The sequence below is a fragment of the Enterobacter sp. 18A13 genome, assembly GCF_007035975.1.
GTDB lineage: Bacteria > Pseudomonadota > Gammaproteobacteria > Enterobacterales > Enterobacteriaceae > Enterobacter > Enterobacter vonholyi.
In genome coordinates, this window is sequence record NZ_AP019634.1 from 2602580 (window position 1) to 2621427 (window position 18848).

At 51.0% G+C, this 18848-nt stretch carries 17 protein-coding genes, 1 tRNA gene and 1 other RNA gene; 7 read left to right on the forward strand and 12 right to left on the reverse strand.

Features of this window, described 5'->3' with window-relative positions; genetic code table 11:
• The first annotated feature begins 33 nt into the window (after positions 1–33).
• Positions 34–363, forward strand: coding sequence for an HI1450 family dsDNA-mimic protein (locus tag FOY93_RS12685; protein ID WP_006810881.1), 330 nt, complete (start codon positions 34–36; stop codon positions 361–363).
• Between the two features lie 31 nt (positions 364–394).
• On the opposite strand, the gene FOY93_RS12690 is transcribed toward FOY93_RS12685, so the two are convergent.
• The 7 genes from FOY93_RS12690 to FOY93_RS12725 all read right to left on the reverse strand — a co-directional run bounded on the left by FOY93_RS12690 (position 395) and on the right by FOY93_RS12725 (position 8280).
• The gene (locus tag FOY93_RS12690) at positions 395–1264 is read right to left on the reverse strand and encodes an ion transporter (protein ID WP_172621915.1); all 870 of its coding nucleotides are present in this window, start codon (positions 1262–1264) and stop codon (positions 395–397) included.
• A gap of 14 nt (positions 1265–1278) precedes the next feature.
• Positions 1279–2283, reverse strand: a complete 1005-nt coding sequence (oppF, locus tag FOY93_RS12695; RefSeq protein WP_143345218.1) for a murein tripeptide/oligopeptide ABC transporter ATP-binding protein OppF — start codon at positions 2281–2283, stop codon at positions 1279–1281.
• Positions 2280–3293: an ABC transporter ATP-binding protein gene (locus tag FOY93_RS12700; RefSeq protein WP_045404931.1), complete on the reverse strand. Its 1014-nt coding sequence runs from the start codon at positions 3291–3293 to the stop codon at positions 2280–2282. The genes oppF and FOY93_RS12700 overlap by 4 nt, the downstream gene beginning before the upstream one ends.
• An 11-nt stretch (positions 3294–3304) precedes the next feature.
• Positions 3305–4213, reverse strand: a complete 909-nt coding sequence (gene oppC / locus FOY93_RS12705; protein ID WP_008502787.1) for an oligopeptide ABC transporter permease OppC — start codon at positions 4211–4213, stop codon at positions 3305–3307.
• A 12-nt stretch (positions 4214–4225) separates the two neighbouring features.
• On the reverse strand, positions 4226–5146 hold the full coding sequence (gene oppB, locus FOY93_RS12710) for an oligopeptide ABC transporter permease OppB (RefSeq protein ID WP_008502786.1): 921 nt from the start codon (positions 5144–5146) through the stop codon (positions 4226–4228).
• 84 nt (positions 5147–5230) lie between these two features.
• A complete protein-coding gene (gene oppA / locus FOY93_RS12715; RefSeq protein ID WP_095449162.1) occupies positions 5231–6862 on the reverse strand; it encodes an oligopeptide ABC transporter substrate-binding protein OppA in 1632 nt (543 codons plus the stop codon).
• A 770-nt stretch (positions 6863–7632) separates the two neighbouring features.
• A complete protein-coding gene (locus tag FOY93_RS12725) occupies positions 7633–8280 on the reverse strand; it encodes a YchE family NAAT transporter (RefSeq protein WP_008502784.1) in 648 nt (215 codons plus the stop codon).
• Positions 8281–8758: 478 nt separating this feature from the next.
• Between FOY93_RS12725 and adhE the strand changes: the two genes are divergently transcribed.
• Positions 8759–11437, forward strand: a complete 2679-nt coding sequence (gene adhE, locus FOY93_RS12730) for a bifunctional acetaldehyde-CoA/alcohol dehydrogenase (protein WP_059446810.1) — start codon at positions 8759–8761, stop codon at positions 11435–11437.
• Positions 11438–11505: 68 nt separating this feature from the next.
• On the opposite strand, the gene tdk is transcribed toward adhE, so the two are convergent.
• Positions 11506–12120 (reverse strand): thymidine kinase, encoded by a 615-nt coding sequence (tdk, locus tag FOY93_RS12735; RefSeq protein WP_111965933.1) that lies wholly within the window; start codon positions 12118–12120, stop codon positions 11506–11508.
• A gap of 549 nt (positions 12121–12669) precedes the next feature.
• Here tdk and hns point away from each other — a divergent pair.
• Positions 12670–13083 (forward strand): histone-like nucleoid-structuring protein H-NS, encoded by a 414-nt coding sequence (hns, locus tag FOY93_RS12740; protein ID WP_008502781.1) that lies wholly within the window; start codon positions 12670–12672, stop codon positions 13081–13083.
• Between the two features lie 202 nt (positions 13084–13285).
• On the opposite strand, the gene galU is transcribed toward hns, so the two are convergent.
• The 3 genes from galU to rssA all read right to left on the reverse strand — a co-directional run bounded on the left by galU (position 13286) and on the right by rssA (position 16402).
• Positions 13286–14194: a UTP--glucose-1-phosphate uridylyltransferase GalU gene (galU, locus tag FOY93_RS12745; RefSeq protein ID WP_008502780.1), complete on the reverse strand. Its 909-nt coding sequence runs from the start codon at positions 14192–14194 to the stop codon at positions 13286–13288.
• Between the two features lie 200 nt (positions 14195–14394).
• Positions 14395–15408, reverse strand: a complete 1014-nt coding sequence (rssB, locus tag FOY93_RS12750) for a two-component system response regulator RssB (RefSeq protein ID WP_127731313.1) — start codon at positions 15406–15408, stop codon at positions 14395–14397.
• A gap of 91 nt (positions 15409–15499) precedes the next feature.
• The gene (gene rssA, locus FOY93_RS12755) at positions 15500–16402 is read right to left on the reverse strand and encodes a patatin-like phospholipase RssA (protein ID WP_133294612.1); all 903 of its coding nucleotides are present in this window, start codon (positions 16400–16402) and stop codon (positions 15500–15502) included.
• Between the two features lie 114 nt (positions 16403–16516).
• Here rssA and FOY93_RS12760 point away from each other — a divergent pair, with 114 nt between their 5' ends.
• The 4 genes from FOY93_RS12760 (at position 16517) to FOY93_RS12775 (ending at position 18282) form a co-directional block, all read left to right on the forward strand.
• Positions 16517–16975 (forward strand): YchJ family protein, encoded by a 459-nt coding sequence (locus tag FOY93_RS12760; RefSeq protein ID WP_111965930.1) that lies wholly within the window; start codon positions 16517–16519, stop codon positions 16973–16975.
• 46 nt (positions 16976–17021) lie between these two features.
• Complete coding sequence (purU, locus tag FOY93_RS12765; protein WP_023312104.1) at positions 17022–17864, forward strand: formyltetrahydrofolate deformylase; 843 nt, start codon at positions 17022–17024, stop codon at positions 17862–17864.
• 158 nt (positions 17865–18022) lie between these two features.
• Positions 18023–18107: transfer RNA gene (locus FOY93_RS12770), tRNA-Tyr, on the forward strand.
• Between the two features lie 44 nt (positions 18108–18151).
• Positions 18152–18282: non-coding RNA, RtT sRNA (locus FOY93_RS12775), on the forward strand.
• A gap of 100 nt (positions 18283–18382) precedes the next feature.
• Here the strand turns inward: FOY93_RS12775 and FOY93_RS12780 are convergent.
• Entirely contained in the window at positions 18383–18826 is a 444-nt protein-coding gene (locus FOY93_RS12780) for an Lrp/AsnC family transcriptional regulator (protein WP_115876078.1), read from the reverse strand.
• Positions 18827–18848 lie beyond the last annotated feature (22 nt).

Consider the following 18848-nt stretch of genomic DNA (forward strand, 5'->3'; position numbering starts at 1 on the left):
AACGTGCCCAACGATGTTAAACAGGTAGTCATCATGGAAATGGATCTGAACAATCGCCTGACCGAAGACGAAACGCTCGAGCAGGCCTATGACATTTTTCTCGAACTGGCGGTTGATAACCTCGATCCCGCAGACGTGATCCTTTTTAATCTGCAGTTCGAAGAGCGCGGCGGTGCCGAGCTGTTTGACCCTTCAGAAGACTGGGCTGAGCATGTGGATTTCGACCTGAACCCTGACTTTTTTGCCGAAGTGGTAATTGGGCTGGCAGATGAAGACGGTGGTGAAATTAACGATATTTTCGCTCGCGTCCTGCTGTGTCGAGAGAAAGACCATAAGCTGTGCCATATACTCTGGCGCGAATAATAAAAAAGGCTGCGATTGCAGCCTTTTTTATTTACTCCGGCAATTTATTGCCACAGCGATGACAAAACCGCGCGTCGTGTTCATGTTCACCCTGCTGGCAATGAGGACACTTGCGCTGCTGCTTGCGGCTCTGAAACGCGCTGCTCATGTGCGTGGTAATAAGTCCAGTCGGAATGGCAATCACCGAATAGCCAATCAAAATCAGCACTGACGCCACAATGCGGCCCAGCGGCGTGTGGGGAGTAATATCACCATAACCCACGGTCGTGACGGTCACAATCGCCCAGTAGACGGAGGCATTGAGCGTCGTAAAGCCATATTTGGGACCTTCTATTAAATACATCAGCGCGCCGAAAACAATCATGACGATTGCAATAAACGAGTAGAACAGAATGAGCTGATGCCGTGCGCTGACGATTGCACTCCAGAACACGCGCAATGAGGGCATAAAGCGCAGTAATTTCAGAATACGTAATACGCGAATAACGCGCATCGCTCGCCAGGCAAAGACATAGCTCAGGCTGATTTCCGGCCACAGCCACATGACGTAGAGCGGCAGAATGGTGGCTAAATCAATAAATCCCCAGAAGCTGAAAACATATCGGGCCGGGTTGGGCCAGGCTATTACCCGGAGGAGATATTCAGCGGTAAAAACCAGGGTAATCGCCAGCTCAAGCCAGACAAAGATGTGCCATTCGTCAAACGTCAGGTGATATTGCGTCCCGGCACCCGATTCAATAAAAATGACGACCACGCTGAGAAGCGCAAATAAACCGCAAAGACCTTCGAAGCGTCGTCCGGATACCGTTTCAGGATCGAATAAAAAATGATAAAGCCGCCGACGGGCTGACGTGAATAAACGCGACACGATTACCTCGCAAAAAATAAGGGCTGACATCATGTCAGCCCTTGCGATTATAACGGGTCTACTTTCAGGCAGGAAACCGCATGTCGGAAACTGCCTTCCAGAACTGGACGCGTTTTCGCACATTCCGGCCCGGCCATTGGGCAGCGCGTGCGGAAGACGCAGCCCGACGGCGGGTTAATCGGTGAGGGCAATTCACCTTCCAGCAGCTGGATGGTCTTATTCTTTTCCAGATCCGGATCGGGGATTGGCACAGCGGACATCAGCGCTTTGGTGTAAGGGTGCAGTGGATTGTGGTACACCTCGTCATAGGTACCCAGCTCCACGGCGTGACCCAAATACATCACCAGCACGCGGTCTGAAATGTGTTTCACTACGGCCAGGTCATGCGCGATGAAGATCAGCGACAGCCCCATTTCACGCTGCAGCTTCTGCAGCAGGTTAACTACCTGTGCCTGAATGGACACGTCCAGCGCGGAAACCGGCTCGTCGCAGATAATCAGCTTCGGTTCGAGGATCAGCGCACGGGCGATACCAATACGCTGGCACTGGCCGCCGGAGAATTCGTGCGGGTAGCGGTTGATGAGGTTAGGCAACAGGCCGACTTTCATCATCATCACCTTAACGCGATCGCGCACTTCCTGACGAGACATCTTCGGATGATAGGTCCGCAGCGGCTCGGCAATAATCTCGCCGATGGTCATACGCGGGTTTAACGACGCCAGCGGATCCTGGAAAATCATCTGGATATCGCTGCGCACCTCGCGCCACTCGTCGGGTTTCATGCCCAGCAGATCTTTACCCAGCCAGGCCACTTTGCCGTCGGTCGCTTTTACCAGACCGATAATGGCGCGCGCAAAGGTCGATTTACCGCAGCCGGACTCTCCGACCACGCCCAGGGTTTCCCCTTCGTACAGGCGCAGCGTAACGCCATCCACCGCTTTCAGGGTCTTCGACGGCTGCCAGAACCACTGTTTTCCGTCTTTAATGTCGAAATGCACCTTAAGGTCAGCAATTTCGAGCAGCACGTTGCGTTTTTCATCTAATGCGTTCATACCAGTTCCTCCTGCGGCTTAAAGCAGGCGCGCAGACGGCCTGGTGCAAACTCTTCCAGCGGCGGAGCGCTGTTGCAGATTTCCATCGCGTGCGGGCAGCGCGGCTGGAACGGACAGCCTTTCGGCAGGCGCAGCAGGTTTGGCGGGTTGCCAGGAATGGTGAGCAGGGATTCCCCTTCCGCATCAAGACGCGGCACCGCGTTCAGCAGGCCAATGGAGTACGGGTGAGCTGGCTGATAGAAGACATCGCGCGCTTTGCCATATTCCATCGTTCGCCCGGCGTACATTACCAGCACTTTGTCACAGATGCCCGCCACCACGCCCAGGTCGTGGGTAATCATGATAATCGCCGTGTTGAACTCACGCTTCAGCTCGTTCAACAGGGTCATGATTTGCGCCTGAACGGTAACGTCCAGCGCGGTAGTAGGTTCGTCGGCAATCAGCAGCTTAGGCCGGCAGAGCAGCGCCATCGCAATCATCACGCGCTGACGCATACCGCCAGAGAACTCGTGCGGGAACATGCGCATGCGCTTGCGTGCCTCCGGCATTTTCACCGCATCGAGCATTTTGACCGACTCTTCAAAGGCTTCGGCTTTGCCCAGACCTTTGTGCAGCATCAGGACTTCCATCAGCTGCTCACCAACGCGCATGTACGGGTTCAGCGAAGTCATCGGATCCTGGAAAATCATCGAGATCTGTTCGGCGCGCAGCTTGTTCAGCTCGTGCTCCGGCAGGTTAAGGATTTCACGCCCGTTGAATTTCGCGGAACCCCCAATCACGCCGTTAGCAGCCAGCAGGCCCATTAACGCAAAGGCGGTCTGAGATTTCCCGGAACCGGATTCACCGACGATGCCGAGCGTTTCACCCGCGCGCAGGTTGAAGTTGAGATCGTTCACGGCGGTGACATCCCCGTCCGGAGTCTTAAAGGTGACGCGAAGATCTTTTACGTCCAGCAGAAGGTCGCTCCGCTGCTGCGCCTGTGGCGCGGTTGCCGTTTCAATAATTGTCATGACGGAGCTCCTTAACGGTCTTTCGGGTCGAGGGCATCACGCAGGCCATCGCCGATAAAGTTAAAACAAAACAGGGTAACGACCAGGAAACCCGCCGGATAAAGCAGCAGCCACGGAGACACTTCCATTGAGTTTGCGCCATCGCTCAGCAGCGCGCCCCAGCTGCTCAGCGGCTCTTGTGTACCGAGACCCAGGAAGCTCAGGAAAGATTCAAACAGGATCATGCTTGGCACCAGCAGTGAGGCATAGACCACCACCACACCCAGCACGTTAGGAACGATATGGCGAACCACGATATTACCGGTAGAGACACCGCCTACCTGCGCCGCTTCGATAAACTCTTTGCGTTTGAGGCTCAGCGTCTGGCCGCGGACGATACGCGCCATATCCAGCCAGGAAACCATCCCGATGGCCACGAAGATCAACAGGATATTCTGACCGAAGAAGGTCACCAGCAGGATGACGAAGAACATAAACGGGAAGGAGTTCAGGATTTCCAGCAGACGCATCATCACCGAGTCCACTTTACCGCCAAGGTAGCCGGACAGTGAGCCGTAGAGCGTCCCCACGATCACCGCCACCAGAGCGGCAGCAATACCGACCATCAGAGAGATACGGCCACCGATAGCGACACGCACCAGCAGATCGCGTCCGGATGAATCCGTGCCAAAATAGTGGCCTGATTCCATATCCGGCGCGCTGGACATCATGCCCCAGTCGGTGTCGAAATAGGTAAATTGCGACAGCATCGGCGCCAGGGTCACAAACAGCGCGATGATCACCAGAACCACCAGACTCGCAACCGCCGCGCGGTTGTGCATAAAGCGACGGCGCGCGTCCTGCCAGAGGCTACGACCTTCCACTTCCAGTTTTTCACTGAAGTTTTCCAGCGCCTCGCTGTTTTTCTTACTCAACATCATGGCGTGCTCCAGTTAGTAACGGATTTTCGGGTCGATGACGGCATACAGCACATCAACGATAGCGTTAAAGAGAATGGTCAGCGCACCGACGAGAATAGTCAGGCTCAGTACCAGCGAATAGTCGCGGTTAAGCGCGCCGTTAACAAACAGCTGGCCGATGCCCGGCAGGCCGTAAATTGTTTCGATAACCATCGAGCCGGTAATGATCCCGACGAATGCCGGTCCCATGTAGGAGAGCACGGGCAACAGTGCCGGCTTAAGCGCGTGGCGGAAGATAATCCGACGCATCGGCAGCCCTTTAGCACGCGCGGTACGAATGAAGTTCGAGTGCAGCACTTCGATCATTGAACCACGGGTGATACGCGCGATACTGGCGATGTACGCCAGAGATAATGCCACCATCGGCAAAATCATGAACTTCAATGCCCCGCCGTTCCAGCCGCCGCCAGGCAGCCACTTCAGCGTAATGGCAAATATCATCACCAGTAATGGCGCGACAACGAAGCTAGGTATCACTACCCCGGTCATCGCCACCCCCATTACTGCATAATCCCATTTGGTATTTTGTCTGAGCGCGGCGATAACGCCTGCGGTGACTCCAAAAACGATCGCCAGAATGAATGCCGCAGCACCCAATTTCGCCGAAACCGGGAAGCTGGAGGCCACCAGGTCGTTAACGGAATAGTCTTTATATTTAAATGACGGTCCAAAATCACCGTGGGCCAGCTGCTTCAGGTAATTGAAGTACTGGGTAGAGATAGGATCGTTTAAGTGGTATTTCGCTTCGATATTCGCCATGACTTCAGGCGGCAGCGTACGCTCACCGGTAAATGGACTGCCCGGCGCAAGACGCATCATGAAGAAGGAAATCGTGATGAGAATAAATAGCGTTGGAATCGCTTCAAGACAGCGACGTAGGATAAATTTCAACATTGCCCGTACCTTCTGGCGTGTGCCTATATTATGTGACGTTGGTTAGACACCGTGGGGCGAGCATGCCCGCCCCACTCATTGCCATTAATGCTTGATAATATACAAGTTTTTAACGTAGATATTATCCATCGGGTCTTTACCGGTATATCCACCTACCCAGGGTTTCACCAGACGGGCGTTAACGTAGTAGTAAACCGGAACGATCGCGGAATCTTTATCCAGCTGCTGCTCGGCTTTAGAGTACAGTTCAGTACGCTGTGCTTCGTCAGTGGTTTTCAGCGTGTCGGCGATCAGCTTGTCAAACGCCGGGCTCTTATAGTGCGCGGTGTTGTTTGAGCTGTCACTCAGCATGGTGTTCAGGAAGGAGGTCGGTTCGTTATAGTCCGCACACCAGCCAGCACGCGCCACGTCAAAGGTGCCCTGATGACGGCTGTCGAGGAAGGTCTTCCACTCCTGGTTCTCCAGCTTCACGTTCGCGCCCAGGTTCTTTTTCCAGATCGAGGCGACGGCGATAGCCAGTTTTTTGTGCAGATCGGAGGTGTTGTACAAGAGGCTGAAGGTTAGCGGCTTATCTGCGGTGTAGCCCGCTTCGGCCAGCAGTTTCTTCGCTTCCGCGTTACGCTGTTCCTGAGTCTGTTTGAACCACTCTGGCTCGGTCAGTTTTGCGCCATCGGTGTATGGAGGGGTATAGCTGTACGCCGGCAGATCGCCCTGGTTTTTCACTTTGTTCACGATGATATCGCGATCCAGTGCCAGCTTCAGCGCGGTACGAACGCGTACGTCGGTGAACGGTGCTTTCTGGTTGTTGATTTCATAGTAATAGGTGCACAGGTACGGATCGACGTGAACTTCTTTAGGGATCTCTTTTTTCAGTTTCTGGAACAGTTCAATCGGCATGTTGTTATAGGTCATGTCGATTTCACCGCTGCGGTAGCGGTTAACGTCAGTCACTTCGGACGAAATTGGCAGATAGGTAACCTGATTAATAACGGTTTTAGCGTTGTCCCAATACTGCGGGTTACGCTCAAGCACCATACGCTCGTTGACCACCCAGTCTTTCAGCTTGTAGGCACCGTTAGTCACGATATTGGCAGGCTGGGTCCATTTTTCACCAAATTTTTCCACGGCGGATTTTGGTACCGGAGAGACGGACGGGTGAACCAGCAGCTTATAGAAGTACGGAACAGGTTCGCTCAACGTCACTTCAAAGGTATTGGCATCGATCGCTTTTACGCCCAGGTCGGTAACAGGTTTTTTGCCCGCGATGATGTCATCAATATTGGCAATGTGGCCATATTGCAGGTAGCTCGCATACGGAGAGGCGGTGGTTGGATTCGCCAGACGCTGCCAGCTATAAACGAAATCTTCGGCTGTGACCGGTGTACCGTCGGACCATTTCGCATCTTTACGCAGATGGAAGGTCCAGACTTTGAAATCTTTGTTTTCCCATTTTTCTGCTACACCCGGCGCCGGGTGGCCGTCTACGTCTGTTACCAGCAGGCCTTCGAACAGGTCGCGGTTAACGTTAGACTCAGGAACACCTTCAATTTTGTGCGGGTCGAGAGACTGAACTTCCGCACCGTTGTTACGCACCAGCGTCTGTTTCTCCGCCAGTTGAACACCTGCAGGAACGTCCGCAGCCATTGCAGCGTTGCCCGCGATTAGCGCAGTTAAAATCCCCGCCGCTACCAGATTTTTTTTTGTGATGATGGACATTGTGTTGGTACTCCACTCATTATAATGACTGGCCTTCGCCAGCTGTGTAATCCCCTGTTGGGGCCTGTACAGCGCAGGAGTTTTTTTTGCTGCTGTCAGGTTCTTCTTTTACCGCTTGCTATCACCGACTTTTTTATTACTGACCGCTCGTATGGCCGTCTTGCGTCGATTCTTAACAGGCCTCCCCTGTTTGAGACCTGCGATGGATATCTGAGAAGAGAACCATATGAAAATAATTCTCATCTGCTTGTTTTATGCTGCAAAATATTAGGCCGGAAAGTATCAAATGGCGTAAACGCGCGCCAATACATTTTGCAAATTTGTTAAGCAATTCTCTTTTACGGTGAGTACCGTATCGTTGAGGGCAGCCTTGCCGGATATCGAACATCACTAAAAAAACATGATATTCAATAGGATAGAGAAAATTATCTCTACAAGCGCGTCGCTGCGCTATCATCGAGTGATTTTGTACAAAAATTTAACAACTGGTTATTATTTAGCACATTCATCTAGGGGAATGTTGAAATTACTAATATCATTTCGGTTATCTCTCAGCAAGCCCCAGAGTATCATGTGAGTGAAATAACAGAGCGATCGAAGATTTTCTGTGCAGGCGGGTTTTAAGGGGATTAATAACTTATTGAAATACAAGTAATGAACATTATTAGTAGAATTTATTATGATATGTGAGCATTTCAACTTTAGTTATAGGATTTACTGATAATGACGTAAAAAAACGGAGCCGTTGCTCCGTTCTTTCATACGAAATATCAGTGCAGCAAACCGGGGAAAATGCTTTTAATTCCCGTCACGATAAATTCAATCCCTAACGCCATCAACAGCAGGCCCATGATACGCGTTATGACGTTAATTCCCGTCTGCCCCAACAGGCGTACAAGCCAGGGTGCCATGCGGAACACTCCCCAACAGCAGAGCGCAAAAATAGCAATGGCGACGGAAAAACCAATCAGGTGCATCAGGCTATGGTAACGCGTGCCCCAGACAATGGTTGAACTGATGGCGCCAGGGCCAGCCATGAGCGGTAAGGCCAGCGGCACCACGCCAATACTTTCGCGGATGGCGGTTTCTGACTTCTCCTGCTTGTTCTGTTTATCCTCGCCCAGCTTACCGCTGATCATGGACATAGCGATGGTCACGACCAGGATCCCACCCGCAATGCGGAAAGAATCAATTGAAATCCCGAACAGCTGAAGAATCGTGTCTCCGAGAAAAAGGGAGGTCAACAATATGATAGCGACCGACAGGTTAGCGGTAAGGTTGGTCTTGTTCCTGGCCGCCGCCGTCTGGTAACTCGTCATACTAATGAAGACTGGAATGATCCCCACCGGGTTGACCAGGGCAAACAAACCAATAAAAAATTTAAAATACGTTGGAAAATCAAAGAGCGTTTGGATCACGTTTTGCTCCGCTTATACACATGCCCGGGACTGACAATTTGTCGTGAGAAATCGCGCTGAAGATACCCTTTTTATCAGCATACTTCACTTGAAATCTGTACCAAAACGTTATCATTTCAGGATGTTAAACAGATGTATAATCAATGATAGTGCTGCTTCCAATACTTACTTAATTATTTAACACTGGAAAAATCTCAAAGAAATAACCCTGCTGAAAGGTATCAGCTTGGGGAAAAATTGACACAGATCATGATTTCAGTACTCAGAAGTGAGTAATCTTGGTTACACCCCCAGGGAGGTCACCTGACAAAAAGGGATGATGCTAAGGTAAGGCTCTTTTAGTAAATTAGTGTGCTGACGCAGAAAGTAACTCTTTGTTTTACTTTGTGTTACGCAAGTCGTATCGGCTCTGTCTATACTGTGTGACGTATCGAGCGCTGGTTTACTAAAAGAGTTTAAACATTATCAGGAGAGCATTATGGCTGTTACTAATATCGCTGAACTGAACGCCCTCGTCGAGCGCGTTAAAAAAGCCCAGCGTGAATATGCCAATTTCACCCAAGAACAGGTTGATAAAATCTTCCGCGCGGCCGCACTGGCTGCTGCAGATGCTCGAATCCCTCTCGCTAAAATGGCCGTTGCCGAATCCGGCATGGGTATCGTGGAAGATAAAGTGATTAAAAACCACTTCGCTTCCGAGTATATCTACAACGCCTATAAAGATGAGAAAACCTGTGGCGTGCTGTCCGAAGACGACACCTTCGGTACCATCACCATCGCTGAACCTATCGGCATCATCTGCGGTATCGTTCCGACCACTAACCCAACGTCTACTGCTATCTTCAAATCACTGATTAGCCTGAAGACCCGTAACGCAATCATCTTCTCTCCACATCCACGTGCGAAAGATGCGACTAACAAAGCTGCGGATATCGTCCTTCAGGCGGCGATCGCTGCTGGTGCACCAAAAGATCTGATTGGCTGGATCGACCAACCTTCCGTTGAGCTCTCCAATGCGCTGATGCATCACCCGGACATTAACCTGATCCTGGCGACCGGTGGTCCTGGCATGGTTAAAGCCGCATACAGCTCCGGTAAACCAGCGATCGGTGTTGGCGCCGGTAACACACCTGTTGTTATCGACGAAACCGCTGACATCAAACGTGCCGTTGCGTCTGTACTGATGTCTAAAACCTTCGATAACGGCGTTATCTGTGCATCTGAACAGTCTGTTGTTGTTGTCGATTCCGTGTACGACGCTGTTCGTGAACGTTTCGCCAGCCACGGCGGCTACCTGCTGCAGGGCAAAGAGCTGAAAGCGGTTCAGGACATTATCCTGAAAAATGGCGCATTGAACGCCGCTATCGTAGGTCAGCCGGCTTACAAAATTGCTGAGCTGGCAGGCTTTACCGTTCCGGCAACCACCAAAATCCTGATCGGTGAAGTGAAAGTTGTCGACGAAAGCGAGCCGTTTGCACATGAAAAACTGTCCCCAACGCTTGCCATGTACCGTGCGAAAGATTTCGAAGACGCGGTAGAGAAAGCCGAGAAACTGGTTGCCATGGGCGGTATCGGTCACACGTCTTGTCTGTACACCGACCAGGACAACCAGCCAGAACGCGTTGCTCACTTCGGTCAGATGATGAAAACTGCACGTATCCTGATTAACACCCCTGCTTCTCAGGGTGGTATCGGTGACCTGTACAACTTCAAACTCGCACCTTCCCTGACTCTGGGTTGTGGTTCCTGGGGTGGTAACTCCATCTCTGAAAACGTTGGTCCAAAACACCTGATCAACAAGAAAACCGTTGCTAAGCGAGCTGAAAACATGTTGTGGCACAAACTTCCGAAATCTATCTACTTCCGCCGTGGCTCACTGCCAATCGCGCTGGATGAAGTGATTACTGATGGCCACAAACGTGCGCTCATCGTGACTGACCGTTTCCTGTTCAACAACGGCTACGCTGACCAGATCACCTCTGTGCTGAAAGCGGCCGGCGTTGAAACTGAAGTGTTCTTTGAAGTTGAAGCTGACCCTACCCTGAGCGTTGTGCGTAAAGGTGCTGAGCTGGCTAACTCCTTCAAACCAGATGTGATTATTGCACTGGGTGGTGGTTCCCCAATGGACGCCGCGAAAATCATGTGGGTCATGTACGAGCATCCTGAAACCCACTTCGAAGAACTGGCGCTGCGCTTTATGGATATCCGTAAACGTATCTACAAGTTCCCGAAAATGGGCGTAAAAGCCAAAATGATCGCGGTAACCACTACTTCCGGTACCGGTTCAGAAGTTACACCATTTGCGGTAGTAACAGACGATGCGACAGGTCAGAAATACCCGCTGGCTGACTACGCGCTGACCCCAGACATGGCTATCGTTGATGCAAACCTGGTCATGGAAATGCCTAAGTCACTGTGTGCGTTCGGTGGTCTGGATGCGGTAACTCACGCCCTGGAAGCCTACGTTTCTGTACTGGCATCTGAGTTCTCTGACGGTCAGGCTCTGCAGGCTCTGAAACTGCTGAAAGAAAACCTGCCAGCGTCCTACAATGAAGGGTCTAAAAACCCGGTAGCACGTGAACGCGTTCACAGTGCAGCAACCATCGCAGGTATCGCGTTTGCCAACGCCTTCCTGGGTGTTTGCCACTCAATGGCGCACAAACTGGGCTCACAGTTCCACATTCCTCACGGTCTGGCGAACGCCCTGTTGATCAGCAACGTTATCCGTTATAACGCTAACGACAACCCAACTAAACAGACTGCTTTCAGCCAGTACGACCGTCCACAAGCACGTCGTCGCTATGCTGAAATCGCTGACCACCTTGGTCTGAGCGCACCGGGCGACCGTACTGCTGCGAAGATTGAGAAACTGCTGGCATGGCTGGAAAGCCTGAAAGCTGAGCTGGGTATTCCTAAATCTATCCGTGAAGCAGGCGTTCAGGAAGCTGACTTCCTCGCTCATGTAGATAAGCTGTCTGAAGATGCCTTCGATGACCAGTGTACTGGTGCTAACCCGCGCTACCCACTGATCTCCGAGCTGAAACAGATTCTGCTGGATACCTACTATGGTCGTGAGTTCAAAGAAGGTGATGTTGCCGCTGTGAAAACAGAAGTTCCTGTCATCAAAGCTGACAAGAAAGCGAAGAAAAGCGCTTAATTGACAGCAGCAGATGAAAAACCCGCCTTATTGGCGGGTTTTTTTATGTCTGAATAACAAGACTGACATTATTTTCTGTTGTCGTGCTGAATCGCCGTCAGCGAGCCTACAGACAACGCTTCTTTATAATGCTTACGGCAGACCGAAACATAGCGTTCATTACCGCCTATCACCACCTGCTCACCATCTGCATAAGGTTTACCAGCCTGGTCAAGACGAAGCACCATACTGGCTTTACGACCGCAGAAGCAGATTGTTTTCAATTCAACAAGTTTATCCGACCAGGCGAGTAAGTACTGGCTCCCGGCAAAGAGCTCACCGCGAAAATCCGTGCGCAGACCGTAACAAAGAACGGGGATATCAAGCTCATCGACCACTTCTGACAGGGCATATACCTGTTCACGCGTCAGAAACTGGCTCTCATCGACCAGGACACAGTGAATCGGCTGTGCAGCATGTTCTGCATGAATGTCTTCAAACAGATCGGTTTTCGGGTTAAAAAGCCTCGCAGGCGACGAGAGTCCTATTCTTGAGCTCACCTTCCCTGCACCAAAGCGATCGTCAATTTCAGCCGTATAAACAACGGTACGCATCCCGCGCTCCTGGTAATTGTACGAGGATTGCAGCAACGCGGTGGATTTCCCGGCATTCATTGCCGAATAGTAGAAATAAAGTTGTGCCATTGGCCGTAAAACCCTAATCAATGTGTAATATTCCCGATGAGTCATTGTACCATATTTTGTCTGGTCATCAGCGATGTAGCACACAGGGGAAGCGTTTCAGCGCGGAGTTTACAACCTTCTTTTTATGAAAATAGCCCGTTAAAACATGTAGTAAACACCCTCTCCTCGGCCAATATGTTATATGTTCAGCAAAACATAACACTGCTTTTTATAGTGGAATCCCCGTTCATTAAAATTCACTATTTATTAACTATTTCAGTCTTAACATCACGGAGGGGAACTAATACAAAAGGCTGATATTTCTCCGCCGCAACTATAATTCCTGCGGGAAATGTCACAAAAAAAAGACACAATCGACCGGGTTAAGCAGCTTCCGGTGATAACAACCGAGACTGCCGGGCGGTGAAATTTAAGTTAGCGTAATTAATAATAGCGCCATTATTTAGTATTTTTTGAATTCCTTACATTCCTGGCTATTGCACAACTGAATTTATGGCTCTATTATTAGGTCAACAAACCACCCCCCATTATAAGTTTGAGATTACTACAATGAGCGAAGCACTTAAAATTCTGAACAACATCCGTACTCTTCGTGCGCAGGCAAGAGAATGCACCCTCGAAACGCTTGAAGAAATGCTGGAAAAATTAGAAGTTGTAGTTAATGAACGTCGTGAAGAAGAAAGCGCTGCTGCGGCTGAAATCGAAGAGCGTACTCGTAAACTGCAGCAATATCGTGAAATGCTGATTGCTGATGGTATCGATCCAAATGAATTGCTGAACAGCATGGCTGCCGCTAAAACCGGTACTAAAGCCAAGCGTGCGGCACGTCCTGCTAAATATAGCTACGTTGACGAGAACGGCGAAACTAAAACCTGGACTGGCCAGGGTCGTACTCCTGCTGTAATCAAGAAAGCGATGGATGAGCAGGGTAAACAGCTGGACGACTTCCTGATCAAGGATTAATCGAGCCATATTCAGAAAAATCCCGCATATTGCGGGATTTTTTTTAACCTAAATTTGTCGCATACATCCTCTTACACTCTGTCATAAAGCATTATTTAGCAATTTCATCGACTGTACTTTCAGACAGGTTTTTGGGAGTGTTATGGGCATAAAAAAACCGGTGGGCAATGCCTCACCGGTTTCGAACATTTACAACCGTGGCTTATTTCTTAATACCTACGCTCTCTTTGAGCCAGGTTTTAAATTCTTCACCAAGGGTATTGTGGCGGATACCATATTCAACAAATGCCTGCATATAACCGAGCTTATTACCGCAGTCATGGCTCTTACCTTTCATATGGTAGGCCTCAACGGTCTCTTTCTCGATCAGCATATCGATGGCATCCGTCAGCTGGATCTCATCACCCGCGCCTGGAGGCGTTTTAGCCAGCAGAGGCCAGATTTCAGCACTCAGGACATAGCGACCTACAACGGCAAGGTTTGAAGGCGCTACGTCGGCTTTAGGCTTCTCTACGACACCAACCATTGGCACACTTTCGCCCGGCTCAAGGTTAACGCCTTTGCAGTCAACCACACCGTATGCCGTTACGTCTTCAACAGGCTCAACCATAATCTGGCTACTGCCGGTTTCGTCGAAACGTTTGATCATTTCGGCCAGGTTATCCTGAGAAAGATCGGATTCGTATTCGTCCAGAATTACGTCAGGCAGAATTACCGCTACAGGCTCATCACCTACAACAGGATGCGCGCACATAACAGCGTGGCCCAGACCTTTAGCCAGGCCCTGACGAACCTGCATAATGGTGACGTGTGGAGGGCAAATAGATTGAACTTCTTCTAAGAGCTGACGCTTAACACGCTTTTCCAGCATGGCTTCAAGTTCAAAGCTTGTATCGAAATGGTTTTCGATAGAGTTTTTAGATGAATGCGTAACCAGCACAATTTCAGTGATGCCGGCTGCGATACATTCATTAACGACATACTGGATTAATGGCTTATCAACCAAAGGCAGCATCTCTTTAGGAATCGCCTTAGTTGCTGGTAACATCCTAGTCCCCAATCCCGCTACCGGGATAACGGCCTTTCTGACTTTCGAATTTAGGGCAGCCATTCAAATTCTCCTGAGCTGTTCAAGTTTTGAACTTTTATGCAATAAATAACGCGTTGAGTATATCAGCCTCGCCCCGCAGTCCGGGTCTGAAAAGAACGCGTTGCCGATCAATTAGGACAAATACGCATGAATCTGGGCAGCGATAGTAGCACTCCCCGTAAAACACAGGTAAAGCAATCTTAAAATTAAGATCCAATTGCTTATTCCGTGGACAACATTAAGCGTAGCCGTCCCCCGGCGCCCCAAATTTGGCACTGCCAGGAGGAACAGCGGTGGCTAATTTGATTAAGATAAGCCGTTCCCAATGTCCCAAGCGGCACGCCGTTACTCACCTGAATATGATGTTCACCGGTATTCAGTGAAGCGTTGAGACCTGCTGAGACGAGGATCAGATTTTTTAAACCGCTGTGGTAATAGCCGACCAGCAGCGGGAACTGTCCGGGTAAATTGGCCTGACGAAAAAGCTGGTTTACTTGTTTGAGTAAACTGCCTAACTCCGGTAGCCGTTGTCCCTGATGCGATAACTGTTCCTGCAACAAACCATTAAATAGCGCGCGAAGAAGTAACGCGGCTAATACACCGTTATCCCCTGCCCGGGTGACATCCAGAGAATAAAACGCAAGGTCGGTATCAGATAAAGGTGCGATATCCAGCACCAGTCCGGGCTGGTCAGCCGCCACCAGCTGGCGATAATTTACGCGACAGTGTGAAATAGTTTGCTGTACAGGCGGCTGGAGCTCTTGCAATAGTTTCGCCGCAGCAGGCGGATTACTCACCAGGGCATCCCAGTCCTGGAAAAGACGTTCCTCTTCCTCTACCCGGGAATTAAACATATTGGGATAAAGGCACGCCAGGACCGTTTCACGCAGCCGGTTCAGATCCTTGACCGGTTTAAGCAGAATATCCTGGACGCCAAGACGTAATGCTTTGGCAATATCCGCCATATTCTCTGTGGCCGAGATCACCAGAATCGGCGTCTGGTTACCTTCGTTACGCAGATGTTCAACCAGCTTCAGTCCATTCATGCGCGGCATCGCTATGTCGCAAATCATCAAATCGGGCGTAATGCCGATCATTTTTTCCAGGGCGTCGATGCCATCTTCTGCCAGTGACGTCATTGCGCCCAGCGAGGATAACCACGAATCCAGTAGCGATCGGAAAACGGGCTCGTCTTCAACAATCAAAATGTGTTTTCCGGCCAATGGCTGCGTCATGGTTCCTCCCCTGGCTGACAGTAACTAAATAGTGGCATGCGATCGGCACTATCGCCTGTCAGATTTTGCTGAAGTAGTCAAAAAAAGGTGCTTAACGTGCGGTCTGCACAAAAGGCAACAATTCGTCTATTTTCTTTTCGACGGCTAACGAGCCCGCTGCGATGGCGGCCTCAGCCCGATGGAAATCAAGAGTAGAGATTTGCGGACAGTACGGCTGAATAAGGATATCCGGAGGGTCGCCTGCCATACGGTTACGTTTAAGGCGATTCTCGAGTACCTGTATTGACGTGGTCATGATTTCTATCGCCGTCGGCGCGGTAACCGAGCGTCGCGCGGCCATACGCCCGATTCTGCCGCGCAGGCGCTCGTGCCAGGCAAGTTTCTCGCCCTCAGCATCTTCTCTCTGCAGATTGACCGGCATGAGATCCTGTTGCATCAGGTGGGCATCGTGCTGCAGATCGACGGCAATTACGATATCCGCCCCCATTGCACGGGTCAGAGAGATGGGAACCGGGTTAACGACGCCGCCATCGACAAGCCAGTAACCGTTGTGTGGGACAGGCGCCATGAGCCCCGGCATACTGCAGGAGGCGCGCACGGCAAGATGGATATCCCCTTCGGTTAGCCAAAGTTCGCGTCCTGTACTGAGGTTCGTCGCGACGGCGCCGAAAGGCATCTGACAATCAGTGAAGTCTTCAAGAGGCATAACCTGGCGGAACTGGTTAAAAACGCGTTCGCCGCGCAACAGTCCACCACGCTGCCAGGAGAGGTCCATCAGACGCAGCACGTCCCAGTAGCTGAAGGAACGCACCCAAGTCTCGAGTTCCGTAAGCTTTCCGCACGCGTAAGCGGATCCGACAAGCGATCCGATTGAACATCCTGCGACAATATCTACGTCAATGCCCATCTTGTTTAAGGCATTAATCACGCCGATGTGTGACCATCCCCGGGCTGCACCTGAGCCCAGCGCCAGTCCAATTTTAACCTTTCTCATTAGCCCTGTTTTACTTCCCCTGGATTCCTGACATAGCGTCAACGCAACAGCTCAGTTAACATAGTGCTACCCGAAGCGTTTTACGCCTTTATTTTTTGTTCCAGGAAGAGAATCGTGTCTCAACTCTGCCCTTGTGGTAGCGCTCTGGAGTATAGCCTATGTTGCCAGCGATATCTGTCTGGCGATCAGGTTGCACCAGACCCGTCACACCTCATGCGTTCACGTTACACCGCTTTTGTGATCAAAGACGCAGACTACCTGATTAAAACCTGGCATCCCTCCTGCCACGCTGCCGAATTCAGAAAGGACATCGAAGCCGGCTTCGCGAACACGCAGTGGCTCGGCCTCACCGTCTATGAATCCTCAACTGGCAGTCATGTTGATGAAGGTTACGTCAGCTTTGTAGCCCGTTTTAACGAGAATAATAAACCGGGGGCCATTATCGAACGTTCCCGGTTCTTAAAGGAAAGCGGGCAGTGGTATTATATTGACGGAACGCGCCCACAGTTTGGTCGTAACGATCCTTGCCCGTGTGGTTCAGGTAAAAAATTTAAAAAGTGTTGCGGGCAGTAATGCCCGACAACCCAGACTTCGCAAATACAAACAGGATTTCCCGGCGATGCAATCATTACAACGTAAAGTTCTGCGCACCATCTGTCCCGATCAAAAAGGGCTGATCGCACGAATTACCAACATTTGCTATAAACATGAACTGAATATCGTGCAGAACAACGAGTTCGTTGACCACCGTACCGGCCGCTTCTTTATGCGTACCGAACTGGAAGGTATTTTCAACGACACCACTCTGCTGGCCGATCTGGACAGCGCGCTTCCGGAGGGTTCCGTGCGCGAACTGACCCCAGCCGGTCGACGCCGCATCGTGATCCTGGTGACCAAAGAAGCACACTGTCTTGGCGACCTGCTGATGAAAGCAAACTACGGCGGTCTGGACGTCGAAATTGCTGCCGTTATTGGCAACCACGAGACGCTGCGCACGCTGGTCGAACGCTTTGATATTCCGTTCGAGCTGGTCAGCCACGAAGGCCATACGCGTGAAGAACACGACGATTTGATGGCCCAGGCCATTGAAGCGCATAACCCGGACTACGTGGTGCTGGCGAAATACATGCGCGTGTTAACGCCATCTTTCGTGGCGCGTTTCCCGAACAAGATCATCAACATTCACCACTCGTTCCTGCCGGCCTTTATTGGTGCGCGTCCATACCACCAGGCGTACGAGCGTGGCGTTAAGATTATTGGCGCGACAGCCCACTACGTGAATGACAACCTGGACGAAGGTCCCATCATCATGCAGGACGTGATTCATGTGGATCACACTTACACCGCTGAGGACATGATGCGTGCAGGGCGTGACGTTGAGAAGAATGTGTTAAGCCGCGCGCTGTATCAGGTGCTGGCCCAGCGTGTCTTCGTTTACGGCAACAGAACCATCATTCTTTAATCTTTCGGAAAATGAATTGATTAGCTTTGCGCCTTTACGGATAAAAAGCAGGCAAACAGCTTCATTTCCCTAAAGGAATGCTTTACAGGGGCGTCTCATTTGATATGATGCGCCCCGCTTCCAGCAGGAAGCAGGCCAGTAAAAAAGCATTACCCCGTGGTGGGGTTCCCGAGCGGCCAAAGGGAGCAGACTGTAAATCTGCCGTCATCGACTTCGAAGGTTCGAATCCTTCCCCCACCACCATCACTTTCAAACGACACTTAACATTCTGCTCGCACCGTGCATCATGTATTTCCGCAAGGGGAAGGATGAGAAGCTTCGACTAAGGTTCGATTCGAGCGCAGCTAGAAAGCGTTGCCGCAGGCAACGACCCGAAGGGCGAGGCGCAACGCGCCGAGTAATCCTTCCCCCACCACCATCACTTCCAGCAACATCCCAAGTCATATTAAAACCAAACACTCAACCGAATCCGCCTCTGTAGGCCGGGTAAGGCGCAGCCGCCACCCGGCGAAAAAGGGCTACATCGGCGGCAAACGACGCCTGACCGGTGAACTTTTCACAATCGACGTATTACACTGGGCATGTTCCGCCAGCCCATCCAGCAGCGCATCAAGCTGTTCGATTGACCTCACCACCAGCCTAATCACAAAACAATCTTCCCCGGTCACCTTGTCGCTCTCAATACACTCCGGCATCGCCTGAATGTACTTATCCACCTTATGCAACAGACCCGGTAAGGGGCGAACCCGTACCAGCGCCTGCAGCGTATACCCCAGCGCCGCCAGGTTCACCCGTGCACCATAACCCTCAATCACACCGCGCTCTTCCAGCCTTTTAAGACGTTCTGCCGTGCTGGGAGACGTCAGACCGATACGGCCGCTGAGCACCTTCAACGACATGCGCGCATCCTCAACCAGGCAGGCTAAAATTTGTCGGTCGATATCATCAAGAAGGTAATCCATCGCTTTCACCTAATTTTAAAAA